Origin of the sequence: Amycolatopsis aidingensis (genome assembly GCF_018885265.1) — a bacterium.
Taxonomy (GTDB): domain Bacteria; phylum Actinomycetota; class Actinomycetes; order Mycobacteriales; family Pseudonocardiaceae; genus Amycolatopsis; species Amycolatopsis aidingensis.
Map to the genome: position 1 here is coordinate 2,652,146 of NZ_CP076538.1, position 19,018 is coordinate 2,671,163.

At 69.2% G+C, this 19,018-nt stretch carries 24 protein-coding genes and 2 tRNA genes; 18 read left to right on the forward strand and 8 right to left on the reverse strand.

The annotated features are described in order from the left end of the window. Positions 1–31 precede the first annotated feature (31 nt). Complete coding sequence (locus KOI47_RS12435) at positions 32–661, forward strand: mycothiol-dependent nitroreductase Rv2466c family protein (protein WP_216216127.1); 630 nt, start codon at positions 32–34, stop codon at positions 659–661. On the opposite strand, the gene KOI47_RS12440 is transcribed toward KOI47_RS12435, so the two are convergent. Together KOI47_RS12440 and KOI47_RS12445 are read right to left on the reverse strand one after the other, a co-directional pair. Then, on the reverse strand, positions 648–1,394 hold the full coding sequence (locus tag KOI47_RS12440) for an MBL fold metallo-hydrolase (protein WP_216216128.1): 747 nt from the start codon (positions 1,392–1,394) through the stop codon (positions 648–650). The two genes, KOI47_RS12435 and KOI47_RS12440, sit on opposite strands and share 14 nt — an antisense overlap. Positions 1,395–1,399: 5 nt before the next feature. Continuing rightward, on the reverse strand, positions 1,400–2,179 hold the full coding sequence (locus KOI47_RS12445) for a 2-phosphosulfolactate phosphatase (protein WP_232376703.1): 780 nt from the start codon (positions 2,177–2,179) through the stop codon (positions 1,400–1,402). Positions 2,180–2,238: 59 nt separating this feature from the next. On the opposite strand from KOI47_RS12445, the gene KOI47_RS12450 reads away from it, so the two are divergent. Continuing rightward, complete coding sequence (locus KOI47_RS12450; protein ID WP_216216129.1) at positions 2,239–2,712, forward strand: ribose-5-phosphate isomerase; 474 nt, start codon at positions 2,239–2,241, stop codon at positions 2,710–2,712. Beyond that, positions 2,712–3,521 (forward strand): Fpg/Nei family DNA glycosylase, encoded by an 810-nt coding sequence (locus tag KOI47_RS12455; protein ID WP_216216130.1) that lies wholly within the window; start codon positions 2,712–2,714, stop codon positions 3,519–3,521. Before KOI47_RS12450 ends, KOI47_RS12455 begins: the two co-directional genes overlap by 1 nt. Positions 3,522–3,531: 10 nt before the next feature. Here KOI47_RS12455 and KOI47_RS12460 read toward each other — a convergent pair whose 3' ends face one another. Continuing rightward, positions 3,532–4,299 carry a hypothetical protein gene (locus KOI47_RS12460; RefSeq protein WP_216216131.1) on the reverse strand — a complete coding sequence of 256 codons (768 nt, stop codon included), beginning with the start codon at positions 4,297–4,299 and terminating at the stop codon, positions 3,532–3,534. Positions 4,300–4,461: 162 nt separating this feature from the next. On the opposite strand from KOI47_RS12460, the gene KOI47_RS12465 reads away from it, so the two are divergent. Genes KOI47_RS12465 through KOI47_RS12475 form a run of 3 tightly spaced genes read left to right on the forward strand, consistent with a single transcriptional unit; the run spans position 4,462 to position 6,046 of the window. Further along, positions 4,462–5,331 carry a TIGR03619 family F420-dependent LLM class oxidoreductase gene (locus tag KOI47_RS12465; RefSeq protein ID WP_216216132.1) on the forward strand — a complete coding sequence of 290 codons (870 nt, stop codon included), beginning with the start codon at positions 4,462–4,464 and terminating at the stop codon, positions 5,329–5,331. A gap of 15 nt (positions 5,332–5,346) precedes the next feature. Continuing rightward, positions 5,347–5,796 carry a nuclear transport factor 2 family protein gene (locus KOI47_RS12470; protein WP_216216133.1) on the forward strand — a complete coding sequence of 150 codons (450 nt, stop codon included), beginning with the start codon at positions 5,347–5,349 and terminating at the stop codon, positions 5,794–5,796. 28 nt (positions 5,797–5,824) lie between these two features. Continuing rightward, positions 5,825–6,046 (forward strand): hypothetical protein, encoded by a 222-nt coding sequence (locus tag KOI47_RS12475; protein ID WP_216216134.1) that lies wholly within the window; start codon positions 5,825–5,827, stop codon positions 6,044–6,046. 8 nt (positions 6,047–6,054) lie between these two features. Here the strand turns inward: KOI47_RS12475 and KOI47_RS12480 are convergent, their stop codons facing one another. Next, positions 6,055–6,507, reverse strand: a complete 453-nt coding sequence (locus tag KOI47_RS12480) for a MarR family winged helix-turn-helix transcriptional regulator (protein ID WP_232376704.1) — start codon at positions 6,505–6,507, stop codon at positions 6,055–6,057. A 66-nt stretch (positions 6,508–6,573) separates the two neighbouring features. On the opposite strand from KOI47_RS12480, the gene KOI47_RS12485 reads away from it, so the two are divergent. Next, a complete protein-coding gene (locus KOI47_RS12485; RefSeq protein WP_216216135.1) occupies positions 6,574–6,945 on the forward strand; it encodes a VOC family protein in 372 nt (123 codons plus the stop codon). Positions 6,946–6,958: 13 nt separating this feature from the next. On the opposite strand, the gene KOI47_RS12490 is transcribed toward KOI47_RS12485, so the two are convergent. Continuing rightward, positions 6,959–7,032: transfer RNA gene (locus tag KOI47_RS12490), tRNA-Gly, on the reverse strand. Positions 7,033–7,114: 82 nt separating this feature from the next. Here KOI47_RS12490 and KOI47_RS12495 point away from each other — a divergent pair. Beyond that, positions 7,115–7,188 (forward strand) — tRNA-Pro (locus KOI47_RS12495). A 46-nt stretch (positions 7,189–7,234) separates the two neighbouring features. On the opposite strand, the gene KOI47_RS12500 is transcribed toward KOI47_RS12495, so the two are convergent. Further along, entirely contained in the window at positions 7,235–7,831 is a 597-nt protein-coding gene (locus tag KOI47_RS12500) for a GNAT family N-acetyltransferase (RefSeq protein ID WP_216216136.1), read from the reverse strand. 126 nt (positions 7,832–7,957) lie between these two features. On the opposite strand from KOI47_RS12500, the gene KOI47_RS12505 reads away from it, so the two are divergent. The 8 genes from KOI47_RS12505 (at position 7,958) to KOI47_RS12540 (ending at position 15,492) form a co-directional block, all read left to right on the forward strand. Continuing rightward, positions 7,958–8,647, forward strand: a complete 690-nt coding sequence (locus tag KOI47_RS12505) for an HAD family hydrolase (protein WP_216216137.1) — start codon at positions 7,958–7,960, stop codon at positions 8,645–8,647. An 86-nt stretch (positions 8,648–8,733) separates the two neighbouring features. Continuing rightward, positions 8,734–9,585, forward strand: coding sequence for an SAM-dependent methyltransferase (locus KOI47_RS12510; protein WP_216216138.1), 852 nt, complete (start codon positions 8,734–8,736; stop codon positions 9,583–9,585). 173 nt (positions 9,586–9,758) lie between these two features. After that, the gene (tig, locus tag KOI47_RS12515; RefSeq protein WP_216216139.1) at positions 9,759–11,156 is read left to right on the forward strand and encodes a trigger factor; all 1,398 of its coding nucleotides are present in this window, start codon (positions 9,759–9,761) and stop codon (positions 11,154–11,156) included. Positions 11,157–11,299: 143 nt separating this feature from the next. Beyond that, positions 11,300–11,908 (forward strand): ClpP family protease, encoded by a 609-nt coding sequence (locus KOI47_RS12520; RefSeq protein ID WP_216216140.1) that lies wholly within the window; start codon positions 11,300–11,302, stop codon positions 11,906–11,908. 32 nt (positions 11,909–11,940) lie between these two features. Continuing rightward, a complete protein-coding gene (locus KOI47_RS12525) occupies positions 11,941–12,570 on the forward strand; it encodes an ATP-dependent Clp protease proteolytic subunit (RefSeq protein ID WP_216216141.1) in 630 nt (209 codons plus the stop codon). 213 nt (positions 12,571–12,783) lie between these two features. After that, the gene (gene clpX / locus KOI47_RS12530; protein ID WP_216216142.1) at positions 12,784–14,079 is read left to right on the forward strand and encodes an ATP-dependent Clp protease ATP-binding subunit ClpX; all 1,296 of its coding nucleotides are present in this window, start codon (positions 12,784–12,786) and stop codon (positions 14,077–14,079) included. A 26-nt stretch (positions 14,080–14,105) separates the two neighbouring features. After that, positions 14,106–14,432 carry a hypothetical protein gene (locus tag KOI47_RS12535; RefSeq protein WP_216216143.1) on the forward strand — a complete coding sequence of 109 codons (327 nt, stop codon included), beginning with the start codon at positions 14,106–14,108 and terminating at the stop codon, positions 14,430–14,432. 133 nt (positions 14,433–14,565) lie between these two features. Next, the gene (locus tag KOI47_RS12540) at positions 14,566–15,492 is read left to right on the forward strand and encodes a sensor histidine kinase (protein ID WP_216217267.1); all 927 of its coding nucleotides are present in this window, start codon (positions 14,566–14,568) and stop codon (positions 15,490–15,492) included. Here KOI47_RS12540 and KOI47_RS12545 read toward each other — a convergent pair. Both KOI47_RS12545 and fdhD read right to left on the reverse strand, forming a co-directional pair. Then, on the reverse strand, positions 15,465–16,412 hold the full coding sequence (locus tag KOI47_RS12545; protein ID WP_216216144.1) for an alpha/beta hydrolase: 948 nt from the start codon (positions 16,410–16,412) through the stop codon (positions 15,465–15,467). The two genes, KOI47_RS12540 and KOI47_RS12545, sit on opposite strands and share 28 nt — an antisense overlap. A gap of 93 nt (positions 16,413–16,505) precedes the next feature. Then, positions 16,506–17,336 (reverse strand): formate dehydrogenase accessory sulfurtransferase FdhD, encoded by an 831-nt coding sequence (gene fdhD / locus KOI47_RS12550; RefSeq protein ID WP_216216145.1) that lies wholly within the window; start codon positions 17,334–17,336, stop codon positions 16,506–16,508. A 145-nt stretch (positions 17,337–17,481) separates the two neighbouring features. Here fdhD and KOI47_RS12555 point away from each other — a divergent pair, with 145 nt between their 5' ends. Together KOI47_RS12555 and KOI47_RS36140 are read left to right on the forward strand one after the other, a co-directional pair. Next, positions 17,482–18,852, forward strand: coding sequence for an L-lactate MFS transporter (locus tag KOI47_RS12555; protein ID WP_216216146.1), 1,371 nt, complete (start codon positions 17,482–17,484; stop codon positions 18,850–18,852). Next, a complete protein-coding gene (locus KOI47_RS36140; protein WP_269756703.1) occupies positions 18,849–18,974 on the forward strand; it encodes an MFS transporter small subunit in 126 nt (41 codons plus the stop codon). Before KOI47_RS12555 ends, KOI47_RS36140 begins: the two co-directional genes overlap by 4 nt. Positions 18,975–19,018: the final 44 nt, after the last annotated feature.

The window sequence follows — 19,018 nt, forward strand, 5'->3', positions numbered from 1 at the left end:
GGCCAACTCCACCGGTACCAGGGAGACTGTGATGAGCACGACCGAACAAGCCGCTGAACGCACCAAAGTCGACTTCTACTTCGACCCGGTATGCCCCTTCGCCTGGATCGCGTCCCGGTGGATCCTGGAGGTCGAGCGGCAGCGCCCCCTGGACCTGCGTTTCCGGATCATGAGCCTGTCCGTGCTCAACGAGGGGCGCGAGGACCTGCCCGAGCAGTACAAGGAGCTGCTGGCCTCCGGCTGGGGCCCGGTGCGGGTGGCCGCCGCGCTCGCGCAGAGCAAAGGGGAGCAGGTACTGCGCGACTACTACACCGCCTTCGGCATCCGCCAGCACAACCAGGGGTGGGAGGACCGCAGGGCGATCACCGAGGCGGCGCTGGCCGAGATCGGCGCGCCTGCGGAGCTGATCGAGGCCGCCGACTCCACCGAGTACGACGAGGCCGTGCGCAAGAGCCACCACGAGGGTATGGACCCGGTGGGTATGGATGTCGGCACGCCCACCCTGCACATCGACGGGGTCGCGTTCTTCGGCCCGGTGCTGAGCTCGATCCCGCGCGGCGAAGACGCGCTCAAGATGTTCGACGGTGCCCGGCTGCTGGCGGGCTACCCGGACTTCTTCGAGCTGAAGCGCACCAGGACCGGCGAGCTCAACTTCGACTGACCGAGGCGAGCGCGGCCAGGGTGACCGCACGGGGGTAGGGCGAGCGGGCCACGGCCTCCTCCGTGGCGAGCCCGGCCGCGCACAATCCGGCGAGTTCGGCCAGTGGCGCACGCTGCGCGGCGACGAACTCGTGGTCCACGGGCTCCCCGTGGCCAGGGACGACGATGCGCGGTCGCAGCGCGAGGATGCCGTCCAGCGCGGCTGGCCAGCCTGCGATCGTGGTGTCCGTGCCGAAGGACTCGGTGCTGAATGACCCGCCTGGTTCGTGCTCGACCAGGTCTCCGGCGAAGACCACGCCCGCGTCCGGCACGTGCACCACCAGGTCGTGATCGGTGTGCGCCGGGCCGAGGTGGATCAGCCGCACGATCCGGTCACCCAGGTCCAGTTCGGCGGTTTCGGACACCAGTTCCTCCGGCGGGGCTAGTCCGGCCGCGCCCGCGTCGGCGGCCAGTGCGTCCCGGCAACCGAGGTGCGCCCATACCGGGCAAGGCCGGAATGCCGGGGTGCCGAAGGCGTGGTCGAAGTGGGCGTGTGTGAGTACCACCGACCACGGCAGACCGGTGCGCTCGCGGATGGCCCCGGCCAGTTCCGCGCCCTGCGCCGCGTTCCCCCGGGTGTCGATCACCAGGCAGGCCTTCGTGCCGATGACCAGGCCGGTGCTGAGATCGAGTTCGGTGTGCCTGCGGGCCAGCACTCCCGTGCCGAGTTCGATCCAGCGTCCCTGCGCGGTCACCCCGTTCACCTGGCCGCGACGTCCTGGAAGGCGCCCTTGGCCAGATAGGGCGCGACGTCGGAGGTGTTCACCGCGATCGCCAGGTCGACATCGCGGCCATGGCCCGCCTCGATCAGTTCTTTACCGGATGAGGACCCGGCCACCACCGCGCCGACGTCCGGGCCCGCGGCGCGGAACGACCGAGCCGCCATCGCGGCCTCCGGCGATGGGCGCGGCACACCGAGTGAGATGAGCGCGTCCACGATCGCGCCCGCGCCGAGGTGGTCCTCCGCGCACGGGCGCAACGGTCCGATCGCGCCCGGCTCGGCCGGGTACTCCAGCGGCCAGCGTTCCCCGGCCGGGATGACGCCGATCGGCTCGTCCCCGGCGGCCGCCCTGGCCAGCCGGGCCACCGCGCGGGCATTGCGCAGGCAGCCGGTGAGCACCTCCACCCCGGCCTCCGCCGCGGCCACGCACAGCGTCGCACCGTTCGGCGAGGCTACGGCGAGGAACGAACCGGGGGGTGTGTTCAGCGCCGCGGCGGGCCGCATCGGCATCCTTTCGGTGATCTCCGGCAGGGTCGCGCCTGCCGCCACGGCGTCCTCGGCCGCGTGCGGGTCGCCCCAGCGCATCGGCCGGACCCGGCCGCCACGCATCAGGGTGAGATCGACCACCGTGGAGAAGGACAGCACGTCCACCACGATCAGCACGGCGCACTCCGTGCCGAGCGCCGAGACTCCTTCGGCGCTCCATTCCAACCGGATCCCATGCCCGCCTTGCCCGAAGATGCTCAGATAGGGGTCCACCCCACCAGGATGCCGGGCGGCCGCGTGCGGCCGCCCGGCGGATGGCACACTTCCGTGTCGTGCGTGTCTACCTTGGATCCGACCATGCGGGCTTCGAGCTGAAGAAACACCTGGTCACCTGGCTGTCCGAGCGCGGCTACGAGGTGACCGACGTCGGCCCGCCGCACTTCGACGCCACCGACGACTACCCGGCGTTCTGCATCGAGACCGCGCGCCGCGTGGTCGCCGACGAGGGCAGCCTCGGGGTGGTGATCGGTGGTTCCGGCAACGGTGAGCAGATCGCCGCGAACAAGGTGCCGGGGGCGCGGGCAGGCCTCGCCTGGAGTCCGGAGATCGCGCGGCTGACCCGGGAGCACAACCACGCCCAGCTGATCGGCGTGGGCGCCCGGATGCACACCGCCGAGGAGGCCGCCGAGATCGTCGAGGCGTTCCTGGAGACGCCGGCGTCCCCGGACGAGCGGCACCGGCGGCGGGTGGAGCAGATCCTCGACTACGAGCGCTCCGGAACGCCGCCCGCGCTGCCAGAGACCTGATGCCCGAGGGGCATACCCTGCATCGGCTGGCCCGGCTGCACCAGCGGCGGTACGCGGGTGCTCCGGTCGGGGTGTCCAGCCCGCAGGGCCGCTTCGCCGCCGAGGCGTCCATTCTGGACGGCCGGGTGCTGGTCCGGGCCGAGGCTTACGGGAAGCACCTTTTCCACGACTTCGGTGCCGCCGGAACGGTGCACGTCCATCTCGGCCTGTACGGCACCTTCACCGAGTCGGCGTTGCCGGTGGCCGATCCGGTGGGGCAGGTGCGGTTGCGCCTGATCGGACGTACACATTGGACGGATCTGCGCGGGCCGAACCGGTGCGAGCTGCTGGACGAGCAGCAGGCCGACGCCATCAAGGCGAGGTTGGGGCCGGATCCGCTGCGCGGGGACTCGGAACCGGATCAGGCCTGGCTGCGGATCTCCCGTTCGCGTACGGCCATCGCCGTGCTGCTGATGGACCAGTCCGTGCTGGCCGGGGTGGGGAACGTGTACCGCGCGGAGGTGCTCTTCCGGCACGGCGTCGCGCCCATGCTGCCCGGCAGGTCGCTGGACCACACGCTGTGGCGGGACATCTGGGCGGATCTGGTGACCCTGATGCACGCCGGGGTGCGCACCGGACGGATCGACACCGTGGCCGCCGAGCATCTGCCGGAGGCCACCGGGCGGGCGCCCCGCCAGGACCGGCACGGCGGGGAGGTCTATGTCTATCGCCGGGCGGGACAGCCCTGCCTGGTGTGCGGAACCGAGGTGGCCAACGGCGAGCTGGCCGGGCGCAACCTGTACTGGTGCCCGCGCTGCCAGCCCGCCTGAGCCGCCGTGCTCAGAACCCGCCCAGATCCATGCCGCCCATGTCGCCGCCCATATCCATACCGCCGGGGTCGCCGCCCATGTCCGCGGCACCGCCATCACCCATGTCCCCGGACTCCATGGCGTCCTGCTGCCCGGCGTCGTAGCCCGCCTCCCAGGCCGCGGCATCCGGAATGCCTGCCATCCCGGAGAACATCGCGCTGAACAGGAGCATCGAGCCGAGGCCCCAGGCGCCCGCCACCAGCGCAGGCTTCCACCATGGTTCGCTGTACCAGCCCTGCGGCACCGGGCGTCCGGCGACCCTGCCGCCGGGGTAGTAGTGCGGGGTGTGCTGCCCTGGTTCCGGGGACGCCTCGTAGGTGTGCCCCTCCACCTCGACCGACCGGTGCTCGGTGACCTTGCCCGCCCGCTCGCGCTCGCGGTCCTCGGGCAGTTCGGGTCCGGGGTCCATGCCCATCGCCGTCCGGGCGGCACGCACGTAGTACAGGCCCTCCAGCGCGGTCTGCCGGGCCAGCCTGGCCTGCTCGGCCGTCTGCGCCTGCTCCAGTTCAGAGCCCGCGGCGTTGTACCGCTCGGAGGCGTCGGCCATCGCCTGTTGCGAGGCGATGTCGGTGCCGGTCAGGTTCAGCACCTGGCCGCCGAGCCGCTCCACCCAGCGGCGGGCGTCCGCCTTGGCGTCGTCCAGTTGCCGTTGCCTTCTCGCCGCTTGCGTGCGCACGAAGTAAATACCGCCCCCGATGACGAGGACGAGCAGGACGATCAGCGCTATCGCGGTACCCATGGTTCACTCCTCCTCGGAGGGCTTGCTGAACCGGACAACGCGGACTCTAGTCCAGAGGTTCCCTCGCGTGCTGCCGCGTGCGCGGTCCCGGTGCGCACTGGTCCGGAAAACTAGAACATGTTACATTTTGACCGACCCGTGCGGCACGGCAGGGATGGTGGCATGAAGTTCACGTTGTCGGTGGCGATGAGCCCGCTGGACCAACTGGCAGAACTGGCGGTCACGGCCGAGGAATGCGGATTCGCGGCGATCGCGCTCCCGGACTCGCTCTTCTACTCGGAGACGGTGACCGCCGACTACCCCTATACCCCGGATGGAAACAGGTTCTGGGACGAGGAGACACCCTGGGTCGATCCGTTGATCGCGGCCGCGTCGATGGGTGCGGTGACGAGCACGATCCGGTTCTACACCTCGGTGCTGAAGCTGGGCTCGCGCAACCCGGTGCTGCTCGCCCGCCAGGTCGGCTCGGTGGCCGCGCTCACCGGCGACCGGTTCGGGCTCGGCCTCGGCGTCGGCTGGTCGCCGGAGGAGTTCGCCTGGTGCGGGGCACCTTACGAGCACCGGGGCAAACGGGTGGACGAGGCGATCGAGGTGCTGCGGCTGATCCTCGGCGGCGGCATGGTCGAGTACCACGGCCGCTTCTTCGACTTCGGCAAGCTCCGGATGAGCCCGGCCCCGCGGGCCAGGGTGCCGTTCTACGTCGGCGGGCACACCGAGGCGGCGTTACGCCGGGCCGCGCGGGTGGGGGACGGATGGTCCTCGGCGATGATGAAGTTCGACGACCTGGACGCCACCATCCAGCGGCTGCGGCAGCTGCGCGGCGAGTTCGGCCGGGACGGGGAGCCGTTCGAGATCCAGGCCGTGTGCATCGACCGGTTCGGGGTGGACGGCTACCGGCAGCAGGCGGAGATCGGGGTCACCGACATCATCACCATGCCCTGGGTGTTCGAGGGGCTCGGCTTCGACGCGGATATCGGCAAGAAGAAGGATTCGATCAAGAAGTTCGCCGACGAGATCATCACGAGTTTCTGACCTGGGAGGCAGCAGATGGCCGTGACCGTGCCCTGGGATCCCGAGGCGGACCAGCCCGCCGCGCGGCAGGCCGCCTGGCGCTCGATGCGGGCGGTGACCGGCGGGGCAAAGCAGGAGTGGCTCGCGTTGTTCGCCGCGGATGCCGTGGTGGAGGATCCGGTCGGTGTGTCCGGCTTCGATCCCGAGGGCAAGGGGCATCACGGTCACGAGGCGATCGGGGCGTTCTGGGACATGACCATCGCCAACGTGGAACGGTTCGAGTTCGTGATCCGCGACTCGCACGCGGCGGGGGACGAGGTCGCCAACGTCGGAACCATCACCACCTTCCTGCCCGGTGGCTACCGGGTGGACACCGACGGCGTGTTCGTCTACCGGGTGGGTGAGGACGGGCTGATCCGGTCGATGCGCGCGTTCTGGGAGGTCGAGCGGGCGATGGCGACTGCGCGGCAGGTGGGCACGGGCTGACCGGCGCCGCGATGGCAGGATCGGGCGCATGAGCAATCCGGCCGAGCGAAGGCAGGGGGTACATACGCCCCGCCAGGTCAGGGCGATCGCGATGCTGACCGTGCTGGGGATCGCGATGTTCGTGGTGGTGGCGATGGTCGCGGAGCCGAGCTGGGTGTTCTGGGTGTTCGGCGGGCTGATGCTGTTCAGCGCGGCCACGTTCTGGATCAGCTACGCCCTCGACCGCAGGCGCCGCCACCGTTCGTCCTGAGCGGGCCGCTACACGCCGAGTTCGCCTGCCAGCCGGCGCAGGTATGCCGCGAACTGCTCCCGGTCCCGTTCACTCCAGCTCGCGGTGAGTTCGGTGAACACCCGCCGCTGCCACCGATGCGAGTCGGCGAGCAGTTGCTCGCCCCGCGGGGTCAGCAGCAGCACCGCCCGCCGACGGTCCTGTTCGGACTCCGCGCGCAGCAGGTAGCCGGCCGCCGTCGCGTCCCGCACGATCCGGCTCGCCCCCGAGTGGTCCAGTCCGAGCTGGTGCGCCACCGTGCTCACGGTCGCCTCCCGTGCCCCGCCGTCGGCCGCGTGCACCGCCTCGACGGCCTGGATGTGCTGCACCTGACGTAGCTCGCCGGGCAGTTCCTCGGTGGCGCGGTTGACCCAGCGCCGGGACCAGAAGCGGACCAGGCGGAACAGGGCCGGTCCGCCGTTCATCGGTTCACCAGTATCCATGGTTGCCATTGTATGCGATACGCATGTATATTGCGTGCGTATCGCATACGTCTCACGGGAGCCGCCATGCCCATACTGCTGAACCACACCATCGTGCCCGCGACGGACAAGGCCGCCGCGGCGACCTTCTTCGCCGACCTGCTCGGCCTCCGCGTCGGCGCCCCGGCGGGGCCGTTCGTCCCGGTACGGGTCAACGAGGACCTCACGCTGGATTTCGACGACCGGCACGGGGTGCAGCCCGGGCACTACGCCTTCCTGGTCGACGAGGAGACCTTCGACGCCGTGCTGGAGCGCCTGGAGGCCCATCCGGGCATCGACTACGGCTCGGGCCCGGAACACGGCTGGGACCGCCGGATCAACCGGCTCGGCGGCGGCCGCGGAGTGTACGTCCGCGACCCGGACGGGCACAGCTACGAGGTGTTCACCGCCGTGCCCTGAGGTGGCCTTGTGCTGGAGCGGGTGACGGGAATCGAACCCGCGTCGCCAGTTTGGAAGACTGGAGCTCTACCATTGAGCTACACCCGCTGAAGTCCTTGCGGACCGTGTTCGCGGACAGTGTAGCGGGGCACGGTAAGGTGATCGCACACCGCCCTCAGGCGTGGTGGACCGGGGTGTGGCGCAGCTTGGTAGCGCATTCGCTTTGGGAGCGAAGGGTCGCAGGTTCAAATCCTGTCACCCCGACAGACGGTGGTGGCCTCCATGCCGGAGGCCACCACCGGCCTTCCGCTCAGCGTTGCGGCCTGCGCAGCATCGACCAGGTGAGCGGCCCGTCGTCGGGTAGCGGGTACTCGGCGGTGACCTCGAACCCGAGACGCCGGTAGAAGCCGAGGTTGCGCTGCACGGAGGTTTCCAGGAACGCCGGTACCCCCACCCGGTCGGCCTCCTCGAGACCGGGCCGGAGCACCGCCGTGCCCAGCCCGCGGCCCTGCTGCCCGGGTTCCACCCCGGTGCTGGCCAGGAACCAGGCCGGTTCCTTCGGCCGGTGCGGCTCCATCACAGCCTCCGCGTTCGCCTGGGCCGGTGCCCGGTCGCCCGCGATCGCGGCGAAGCGGGGACCGAGATCGGCGAACGCGGCCTCGGCGTTCGCGGTCTCCGGTGTGGTCCAGACCGCGACGGCGGCACCCTCCGCGCCGACCCAGACCCTGCCGTGCCGGAGGCCGAGCCGGACGAGAAGCTCCTGGAACTCGTGGAGCCGCTCGGCGTGCCGGTCGGCGGCGATGATGTGCCGGGTGAATGCGAGTTCGTCGAATGCGCGGCCCAGCGTGGCTACGGCCCGCGGCACATCCGCCTCGGTGGCGAGCCGTACGTCGGGCGATGAACTCATCGGACTGTCCTCCAGATTCCCCCGGTAACACGATTACGCCAGTCCAGTATCCGGTCGCGCGGTGGACGGTGAGTGACTAGCATGACACCGACAACGGGTGATCTTGACAATGGCGGTGCCGGCGTGATGCGCAAGAAGCAGGTCCTGATTTTCGACGCGGACGATACACTCTGGGAGAACAATATCCGGTTCGAGCGGGTCATCGCCGATTTCCTGGACTGGCTTGCGCATCCCACACTCGACCGCGCCGAGATCCGCGCCGTGCTCGACGACATCGAGGCGGCCAACGCCGTCACCCACGGATACGGGAGCTCGATGTTCCTGCGCAGCCTGGGGGAGTGCTTCGAGCGGCTGCACGAGCGGCCGACGACCTTCGAGGAACAGCGCGAGATCAACGAGCTTGCCGCCGCCCTGGTGGACCACCGGGTGGAGTTGCTGCCCGGGGTGTCGGAGACGCTGGACAATCTCGGCGGAAGGCACAAAATGCTGCTGCTCACCAAGGGTGATGTCGAGGAGCAGCGGCGCAAACTGGAAGCCTCCGATTTGGGGCACCATTTCGAGAGTATTCATATCGTCCCGGAAAAGAACGTGGACACGTATCAGCGACTGGTGGACGCATACGGATTCACCCCCTCCCGGACCTGGATGATCGGCAATTCGCCGAAGTCGGACGTCATTCCGGCGCGCCGGGCGGGGATGAACGCCGTGTTCATCCCCAACGCGCACACCTGGTCGCTCGAGCAGAGCGAGCTCGACCCCAGCGACGAGCGGGTGCTGCGGCTGAGCCGTTTCCCGGAACTCATGCGGCACTTCTGACCCGAATCTCGCCATGCCCCGCCGCCCGGGGCGGGGTTGACGCTAGGGTGAGCCGGTACGGTAGCCACTGACCCTCGGAGCGACTGGTGAGCGAAGGCACCGAATCGGCTTATGTGCCGAAGGGCGTCGATCTGGAAAAACCGAACGCCGCGCGCACCTACGACTGGTACCTCGGCGGTACCACCAACTGGGCCGTGGATCGGGAGTTCGGTAAGCAAGTACTACAGGTGATGCCTTCACTACAGAAGGTGGTCCGGGCCAACCGCGAGTTCCTGCGCCGGGCCGTGCGGTACTGCATGGCCCAAGGTGTCCGGCAGTTCCTGGACATCGGCTCGGGCGTACCCACCGTTCGCAACGTGCACGAGGTCGCCGACGAGCTCGATCCGAACAGCCGGTGTGTCTACGTGGACAACGAGCCGGTCGCGGTGGCACATGGGCGGGTGCTGCTGGAGAGGCACGGCGATCCCAAGCGGCACGCGATGCTCAACGCCGACCTGCTGAACGTGGAGGACCTCTGGGAACAGGCGATGGGCACCGGGGTGCTCGACCCGGACGAGCCGATCGCCATGCTGATAGTCGCCGTACTGCACTTCATGCCGCCCGGCGAGGGCGCGGAAGAGGCCGTTGCCAGGTACAAGGACCTGCTGCCGCGGGGTTCGTACCTGGTCGCCTCGCACGCCACCAACCACGATGTCCCTGCCGACCGTGCGGCCGAGGCCGCCGTCGCGGAGGAACAGTACAAGCGGGCCAACACCCCGATCGGATTCCGCACCAGGGACCAGTTCAGCGCCTTCTTCGAAGGATGGGAGCCGGTCGATCCGGGCGTCGTCTGGGTACCCGAGTGGCACCTTGACGATATCGACTCCGAGGTCGCCTCCGAGTGGGCGGACAACCCGAGCGAGAGCTGCTGTTTCGTCGGGGCGGCGCGCAAGCCCTGACGGCGCGCGGCCAGGTGGACTGGTGCCTGGGCTGCCGAGCGGCCCCACCGGCAAGTGAGGTGCACAGCTTGTCTTAGACTCGGGCAGTCCGGCTACGGACCTGACCTGGGACCACTCCCACCATCATCCCGAAGACAACGAAGACAACACTGTTACAGCTCGAGGAGACAACGTTGAAGAGCACCGTCGAGCAGCTCAGCCCGACGCGCGTAAAGATCAATGTCGAGGTGCCGTTCGACGAGCTCAAACCAAACTTCGACCGCGCCTACCGCAAGATCGCCCAGCAGGTGCGTATCCCCGGCTTCCGTCCCGGTAAGGCTCCGGCGCGGGTGCTGGAGAGCCGGATCGGCCGCGCCCCGGTGCTCGACGAGGTCGTGAACGAAGCCATCCCGGCGAAGTACCTCGAGGCCGTGCAGGCCGGTGAGGTCCGCACGCTCGGCCGCCCGGAGTTCGAGGTCACCAAGCTCGAGGACAAGGACGTGCTGGAGTTCACCGCCGAGGTGGACGTCCGCCCGGACATCACCCTGCCGGACCTGAGCGGGCTTTCGGTGAGCGTGGACGACATCGAGCTGAAGGAGGAAGAGGTCGACGAGCAGCTCGACGAGCTGCGTGCCCGGTTCGGCACCCTCACCGGGGTGCAGCGGCCCGCGCAGAACGGCGACTTCGTCTCCATCGACCTCTCCGCCACGGTCGACGGCGAGGAGGTGCCGGACGCCTCCACCTCCGGCCTTTCCTACGAGATCGGCTCCGGCCAGCTGGTGGACGGTATCGACGAGGCCCTGGTCGGCGCCGAGGAGGGTGAGACCAAGACCTTCACCACCAAACTGGTGGCCGGCGACTACGCGGGCCGGGACGCCGAGGTCGCGGTGACCGTCCAGTCGATCAAGCAGCGCGAGCTGCCCGAGGCCGACGACGAGTTCGCCCAGCTGGCCAGCGAGTTCGACACGCTGGACGAGCTGAAGGACGACCTGCGCCAGCGGCTGACCCGGATGAAGCGGATGCAGCAGGGCGTGCAGGCGCGGGACAAGGTGCTCGAGGCGCTGCTGGAGTCCACCGAGGTGCCGCTGCCGGAGAACGTCGTCGAGGGCGAGGTGGAGAACCGCAAGCACGACGCGGTGCACCAGTTCGACCACGATGAGGACGCCTTCGCCAAGTCGCTCGAGGCGGAGGGCAGGTCCCTCGATGAGTTCAACGCCGAGGTCCGCACGGAGTCGGAGAAGGCGGTGGCCACCCAGCTGCTGCTGGACACCATTGCGGACCAGCAGCAGGTCAACGTGGACGACTCCGAGCTGACCGAGCGGATCATCTACCAGGCCCAGCGCTACGGCATCAGCCCGGACGAGTACGTCCAGCGGGCCCAGCAGTCCGGCCAGCTCGGCGCGATCTACGCCGACGTGCGCCGGGGCAAGGCACTGGCCTCGGTGGTCCGCGAGGTCACGGTGACCGACGCCTCCGGCGCCGAGGTCGACCTGGACGAGTTCTTCGGCAAGCCGGAGGACGATTCGACCCCTTCGGGTGAGGACGGGGAGACCCAGGCCACCGAGAAGGCGAACGCGGCGACGGATCAGTAATGCTCTGAGCGAACTAGGGCGGTGTCAGGCATTCTGCGCCGCCCTCGTTCGTTAGGGTCGGTTACAAGATTCAGGGAACCGCAAGAACTGACTACAGTGGGTCCCGCTCGCCGGGGCCCACAGCGGCGAAAAGGCAGGCACAAGTGACGCAGCACATGCCCGAGGGGCGGATCAGCACCGCGGGGCTCAACCTGACTGACTCGGTGTACGAGCGGCTGCTCCAGGAGCGCATCGTCGTGCTCGGCTCCGAGGTCAACGACGAGGTCGCCAACCGGATCACCGCGCAGCTGTTGCTGTTGCAGGCGGAGGACCCCGAGTCGGACATCACCTTCTACATCAACTCCCCGGGCGGCTCGGTCACGGCGGGTTTCGCCATCTACGACACCATGCAGCTGATCCAGCCGGATGTGGCGACCTACGCGATGGGTCTCGCCGCGTCGATGGGGCAGTTCCTGCTCTCCTCCGGCACCCCAGGCAAGCGGTACTCACTGCCGCACGCGCGGATCCTCATGCACCAGCCCTCGGCCGGTGTGGGCGGTACCGCCTCGGACATCGCGATCCAGGCCGAGGTGTTCGGCAAGTGGAAGCACGAGCTGGCCAGGATCACGGCCGAGCAGACGGGGCAGACCGTCGAGCAGATCATTCAAGACGGTGACCGGGACCGGTGGTTCACCGCCGAAGAGGCCAGGGACTACGGCTTCGTCGACCAGGTCCTGACGCGGGGCACCCCGCAGTCCAACTCGGCGAGCTGACCGGGTACCCCCGCGTCCACGAGGAGACTTACATGAGCGAGCTTCACCTTCCCCAGTCCCGCTACGTGCTGCCCTCCTACGTCGAGCGCACCAGCTACGGCGTCAAGGAGTCGAACCCGTACAACAAGCTGTACGAGGAGCGGCAGATCATGCTCGGCGTGCAGGTGGACGACGCGTCGGCGAACGACGTGATGGCCCAGCTGCTGCACCTCGAGCACGAGGATCCCGACCGGGACATCATGATCTACATCAACTCGCCCGGCGGTTCGTTCACCGCGCTGATGGCCATCTACGACACCATGCAGTACGTGCGTCCGGACATCGCCACGGTGTGCCTCGGCCAGGCGGCCTCGGCGGCGGCCGTGCTACTTGCCGCGGGCACCCCCGGCAAGCGGATGGCCCTGCCGCACGCGCGGGTGCTGATCCACCAGCCGGCCACCGAGGGCACCTACGGCCAGGTCTCCGATCTGGAGATCCAGGCCAACGAGATCCAGCGGGTGCGGCGCGTCATGGAGAGCACCCTGGCCCGCCACACCAACCGCTCGGAGGAAGAGGTCAAGGCCGATATCGAGCGGGACAAGATCCTCACCGCCGAGGAGGCCAAGGAGTACGGCCTGATCGACGAGGTGCTGCCCTACCGCAAGGCCTCGGCGCAGGACTGAGGTCGGCGAAAAGCCGGGAGCCGGTGTGTTGTCGAGGGACACGCACCGGCTTTCTGGTTTAGGGTCTGCCCCGGCACGCCTCGGTGACCATCGGTGCTCCCGTTGGAGGCGCCGGGCGGGTACCGTCAGTGGCAATGCGCGTGACCCTCGCTTCGGCGGGGACAGCTGAGACAGTCAGGTGCTGGCGCACCGGAGGGGACGAGGTCAACGGTCATGGCACGGATCGGCGACGGCGGGGACCTGCTCAAGTGCTCTTTCTGCGGAAAGAGCCAGAAACAGGTGAAGAAGCTCATTGCCGGACCAGGCGTGTACATCTGCGATGAGTGCATCGATCTGTGCAACGAGATCATCGAGGAGGAACTGGCCGAGGCCGGGGACGTCAAGCTGGACGAACTCCCCAAACCCGCCGAGATCCGCGACTTCCTCGAGCAGTACATAATCGGTCAAGACGACGCGAAGCGGACCCTCGCCGTCGCCGTCTACAACCACTACAAGCGGATCCAGTCCGACGACAAAGCCGGCCCCAAGGACTCCAAGGAGGAGGCCGTCGAGCTGGCCAAGTCGAACATCCTGATGCTCGGCCCGACCGGCTGCGGCAAGACCTACCTCGCGCAGACCCTGGCCAAGATGCTGAACGTGCCGTTCGCGATCGCGGACGCCACCGCGCTCACCGAGGCGGGCTATGTCGGCGAGGATGTCGAGAACATCCTGCTGAAGCTGATCCAGGCGGCCGACTACGACGTCAAGCGGGCCGAGACCGGGATCATCTACATCGACGAGGTCGACAAGATCGCGCGCAAGTCGGAGAACCCCTCGATCACCAGGGACGTGTCCGGCGAAGGTGTGCAGCAGGCGTTGCTGAAGATCCTGGAGGGCACCACTGCCAGCGTGCCGCCGCAGGGCGGGCGCAAGCATCCGCACCAGGAGTTCATCCAGATCGACACCACGAACGTGCTGTTCATCGTGGCGGGGGCGTTCGCCGGACTGGAGAAGATCGTCAACGAGCGGGTCGGCAAGCGAGGCCTCGGGTTCGGCTCGGAGATCCGGACCAAGTCCGAGATCGAGGAGAGCGACGTCTTCGGCGAGACCATGCCGGAGGACCTGATCAAGTTCGGCCTGATCCCGGAGTTCATCGGCAGGCTGCCGGTGGTGGCCAGCGTGACGAACCTGGACAAGGCCTCGCTGGTGCGCATCCTCACCGAGCCGCGCAACGCGCTGGTCAAGCAGTACAAGAAGCTGTTCGAACTCGACAACGTCGAGCTCGAGTTCACCAAGACCGCGCTGGAGGCCATCGCCGACCAGGCCGTGCTGCGCGGCACCGGCGCCCGCGGCCTGCGGGCGATCATGGAGGAGGTCCTCCAGCCGGTGATGTACGACATCCCGAGCCGGGACGACGTCGCCAAGGTCGTGATCACCGAGCAGACCGTGCGGGAGAACGTCAACCCGACCATCGTGTCGCGGCAGCCCTCCCGTAGGCAGCGTGGCGAGCGGGGCGAGAAATCCGCCTGATCGTCCCGCCCGTGAGGTGTCGCTAGGTGGGCGCGCAGCAGCCGGAGGTTCGTGGCATCGGTGAGCTGGCGCAGCGGCTGGTGACCGTGCTGTGGCTGCGCTACCCGGTGCTGCACCGGGTGGTCGCCGTGGCCATCGGGGTGCTGGTCACGGTATGCCTGGTCGCTTCGCTCACCCGGCTGTCCCCGCTCCCGCTGTTGCCGCTACCCCTGCTCGGACTGGCCGGGTACGCCCAGTGGCGGGTGCGGCGCGCCACCGCCCGCAAGCCGCGCCTGGCCTGGACCGGCGTGCTGGCCGCCGCGCTCGCGGTGGGCTTCTGGCTGATCGGAGCCGTCGGGCGCTGGCTGGGCTGATCCCCTGTTCTTACCTCGCACGCCCGGTAAAGTCGGACGACGAGAATTTCCGCCGAGCCAGGTTTGCTCCGTGGCGGCCGCGGGTAACTCCCGCGCGACCTCGATCGGAAAGAATGCCGAGGTGACCGGGCGCATGCACCACACGCCGTTGCGCCATCCCGCACTATTCTACCGCGACGCGGAGGAGTACCTGGCCGGGACCGTACCGTTCGTGCTCGACGGTCTGGCCGAGGACGAGCCGGTCGCGGTGGCTGCCCCGCCTTCGAACCTCGAGCTCATCGCCGCGGACCTGGGTGCGCTGGCGGGCTCCGTCAGGTTCATCGACATGACCGAGGCCGGCCGCAATCCGGGCCGGATTCTGCCGGGGGTGCTGCTGGCCTTCGCCAACGAGCACGCGGGCCGGGTCCGGATCATCGGCGAGCCGATCTGGCCGGGCCGTACCGCGCAGGAGTACCCCGCCTGCCTGCAGCACGAGGCCCTGATCAACCTGGCCTTCCGGGACCGGGCGGCGACCATCCTGTGCCCCTACGACAGCGCGCGGCTGACCACCTCCGTGCTCGCCGACGCGCGCGCGACCCATCCGCTGCTGGTCGACTCCGCCGGGTACCGGCCCAGCCACAGCTACGCGCCGGAACGCGTGCTGGCGGTCTGCAACCAGCCGCTGCCCGCCGCCCCGGACGCGGTGACCCTGCGGTTCGAGGCCGGTGGGCTGAGTGCGGTCCGGCACTTCGCCATGGACCACGCCCAGCGGCTCGGCCTGGCGCCGGACCGGCTGGACGACCTGGCGCTCGCGGTGGCCGAACTGAGCGCGAACAGTGTCGTGCACGGCACCGGTGGGGGCGTACTGCGGCTGTGGCGGGAACACGGGCAGGTGGTCTGCGAGGCCAGTGACGGCGGCCGGATCGGGGATCCGCTCGCCGGGCGCAGGCCGGTGCCGCCCCGGCAGGTCGGCGGCCGGGGACTGCTCATGGTGAACCAGGTGGCCGACCTGGTGCGCACCTATGTGGGCGAGGACGGCACCACGATCCGGGCCTATCTGTGGTCGGGCGGGACCCGCTGAGCGGGCACGTGCCTGCCGAGGAAGCCCACCAGGCTGTGCACCACCGTGCGGTTGAACGTGTCCCCGTGCCTGCCCCGGGCGGTGTAGGCGAGCACGGGGTCGGCCCTGGCGATGAACCGGCGCACGCCGGTGATGAACTTGTCCTCGGTCCCGCACCACACGGCGGTGGGGATGCCCCGGATGGCAGCGAGATTACGCAGCGGGTCCAGCGCGGCCCAGGCGGCGGCATCCCGGAAGGCGGCCCGTTTGCGCATTTCCGACCAGGAGGTGATCAGCGCGGGTGCCAGGGTGCCGACCGCGGCGGGTGGGCGGCCGCGCTCGGCCCGCCTGCGCGCGTACAGTAGTGCGCCGAACCCGCCCATGGACATCCCGGCGCAGGCGAAGGGCGTTCCCTCCGGATCACCGAGGCCACGCTCCCGAAGCCAACCGGGCAGTTCCTCCAGCAGCATCGCCATCGGATCGTCGCCGGGCAGATGCTCGTGCCAGTAGTGGTTTCCGCCGTCCACCGCGACGAACCCGAACGGCGGCACCGCGCCGCGGGCGACGTCGTTGCCGAGTTGCTCGACCAGGCCGGTCGGATCGGCCGTGCGGGCGCTGCCGTGCAGGCCGTGCAGCAGCACGCACATGGGCAGGCCAGGGGGATGCGCCTTGGTGGGCAGGATGGTGACCAGGTCGATTGTGCGCCCCCGGGCGGCGGAGAACACCCGCTCGACCCGGCTGGCGCCGATCCGGCGGGCGGATGCGGAGGTCGCGCCGAGCGAACGATGCAGCGCCGGGCTGAACGGCACCTTCCCGGTGCCTGCCCCGAACGCCAATCCGGCCACGGCGAGTCCGGAGGCACCCGCGATCACCACCGACCGCCTGCTGTGCCGCCGGCCGGGTCTGTCGCCCGGCGAGTCCTGCTCCGTTCCCGTTCGCATGGTCACCGCCCCGCTTGCGCACCCCGTGCCAACCGGCTGGTTCCTGCTCGCCAGTCTAGGCGGAAATTCCCCCGCCTGCCGCCCCTTGCCCGTTCAGGCGAGATCGGTCAGCCGGTGCTCCCCGGTGTAGAGGTTCATCGTGTCGCCGCGCAGGAAGCCGACCAGGGTCATCCCGTTCTCCTCGGCGAGTTCCACGGCCAGTGAGGAGGGCGCGGACACCGCGGCCAGCAATGGCACCCCCGCCATGGCGGCCTTCTGCACCAGCTCGAAGGAGGCCCGCCCGGAGACCAGCAGGCCCGTATCGGCCAGTGGAACCCTGCCCTCCAGCAGGGCCCAGCCGAGCACCTTGTCCACGGCGTTGTGCCTGCCAACGTCCTCCCGTACGGCCAGCAGTGACCCGTCCGCGGCGAACAGCGCGGCGGCGTGCAGGCCACCGGTGGCCGCGAACACCCGCTGCCGCTCGCGCAGTGCGTCCGGCAGTGCTGCCAGCATGCTCGTGGTGACCGGGAAGGGCGCGCCCGCGGGGCTGAACCGGGTCTTCAGCCGGACCGCGTCCAGTGCGGCCTTGCCGCACACCCCGCAGGAAGAGGTGGTGTAGAAGTTGCGCTCGACCCCCAGTTCCGGCGGTGCCACCCCGGCGGCCAGCGCCAGGTCCAGCACGTTGTAGGTGTTGCGGCCGGTGTCGTCCACCGAGTCGCAGTACCGGGCGGTGGCGACGTCCTCCCGGTCGCCCAGCACGCCCTCGGACAGCAGGAACCCGTGTGCCAGTTCCACGTCGTTACCGGGGGTGCGCATGGTGACCGCGAGGGACCGCCCACCGACCCGTAGCTCCAGCGGTTCCTCCGCGGCCAGTGCGTCCGGGCGGCGCCGTTGCCCGGAGGCGGACAGCATCCGCACCGGTCGGCGTACGGTTACCCGGCCCATCGCAGCTCACCCTGCCCTGAAACGTTGGAGATCTGTCCCGAATTCTGTCCGGTACCGACTGTCCATCCGTATGGTGTAGACAATATCCTGCACCGTCAGTGTATCCAAGATTTTCTTGGACCCTTCCAGCGTACGGAGGTGCCCGATGGCCGTCAGTTTCCTGGACCGGTCGCGCAGCGTGGCCCCGGCGGGCTGGAGCCGCTGGCTGATCCCGCCCGCCGCGCTCTCGGTTCACCTCGCGATCGGCCAGGTCTACGCCTGGAGCGTGTTCAAGCCGCCGCTGGAGGACTCCCTGGGCCTTTCCGGTACCCAGAGCGCGCTGCCGTTCACGGTGGCCATCGTGATGCTCGGACTGTCCGCGGCCTTCGGCGGCACGCTGGTGGAGCGCAGGGGGCCGCGCTGGGCGATGTTCGTCGCGATGACCTGCTTCTCCTCCGGTTTCCTCGTCTCCGCCCTCGGCGCGGCGACCGCGCAGTACTGGCTGGTGGTACTCGGTTACGGCTTCATCGGCGGCGTGGGCCTCGGCATCGGGTACATCTCACCCGTCTCCACCCTGATCAAGTGGTTCCCGGACCGGCCGGGCATGGCGACCGGGATCGCCATCATGGGCTTCGGCGGCGGCGCGCTGATCGCATCGCCCTGGTCCAGCCAGATGCTCAGCTCCTTCGGCAGCACGACCGGGGGCATCGCGGCCAGCTTCGCCATGCACGGGGTGGTGTACGCGGTGTTCATGTCGGCCGGTGTGCTGCTGGTCCGGGTGCCTCCGGAGGGCTGGCGGCCCGCGGGCTGGCAGCCTCGGCAGCACACCGGAAAGTCCATGATCACCACGGCCAGCGTGTCCGCCTCCAACGCGATCCGCACCCCGCAGTTCTGGTGCTTGTGGATCGTGCTGTGCTTCAACGTGACCGCCGGTATCGGCATCCTGGAGAAGGCCGCGCCGATGATCACCGACTTCTTCGCCGGTACCAGTGCCCCGGTCGGGGCCGCGGCCGCCGCGGGCTTCGTCGCGTTGCTGTCGCTGACCAACATGCTCGGCCGCTTCGTCTGGTCCTCCACATCGGACCTGGTGGGGCGCAAGAACATCTACCGGATCTACCTGGGTGTGGGCGCGCTGCTGTACCTGACGATCGCGCTCACCGGCAACTCCTCGAAACTGGTGGTGATCGCCAGCGCGCTGGTGATCCTGTCGTTCTACGGCGGTGGGTTCGCGACCATCCCGGCGTACCTGAAGGATCTCTTCGGCACCTACCAGGTCGGCGCCATCCACGGCAGGCTGCTCACTGCCTGGTCCACGGCCGGGGTGCTGGGTCCGTTGATCGTGAACGCCATCGCGGACGCCCGTGCCGCCGAGGGCCGCAGCGGCCCCGCGTTGTACGCCACCTCCTTCTACGTGATGATCGCCTTGCTCGTGGTGGCGTTCCTGGCCAACGAGCTGGTGCGGCCGGTCCATCCGAAACACCATGAACCAGTGCCGGGGCAGCAGCAGGGCGAACCGGCCGTGCGGGAGGCATCATGACGAGCGAGCGGGCGACGCGCAGGCCGGCGCTGATGGTCCTGGCCTGGTGCTGGGTGGGGCTACCGTTCGGATACGGCCTCGCCGAGCTGGTACGCAAGGCGATCCAGCTGTTCGGCGGCTGAATCCGGGACACCCCTTGCCAACTCCTTAGCAGGACGAAACACTT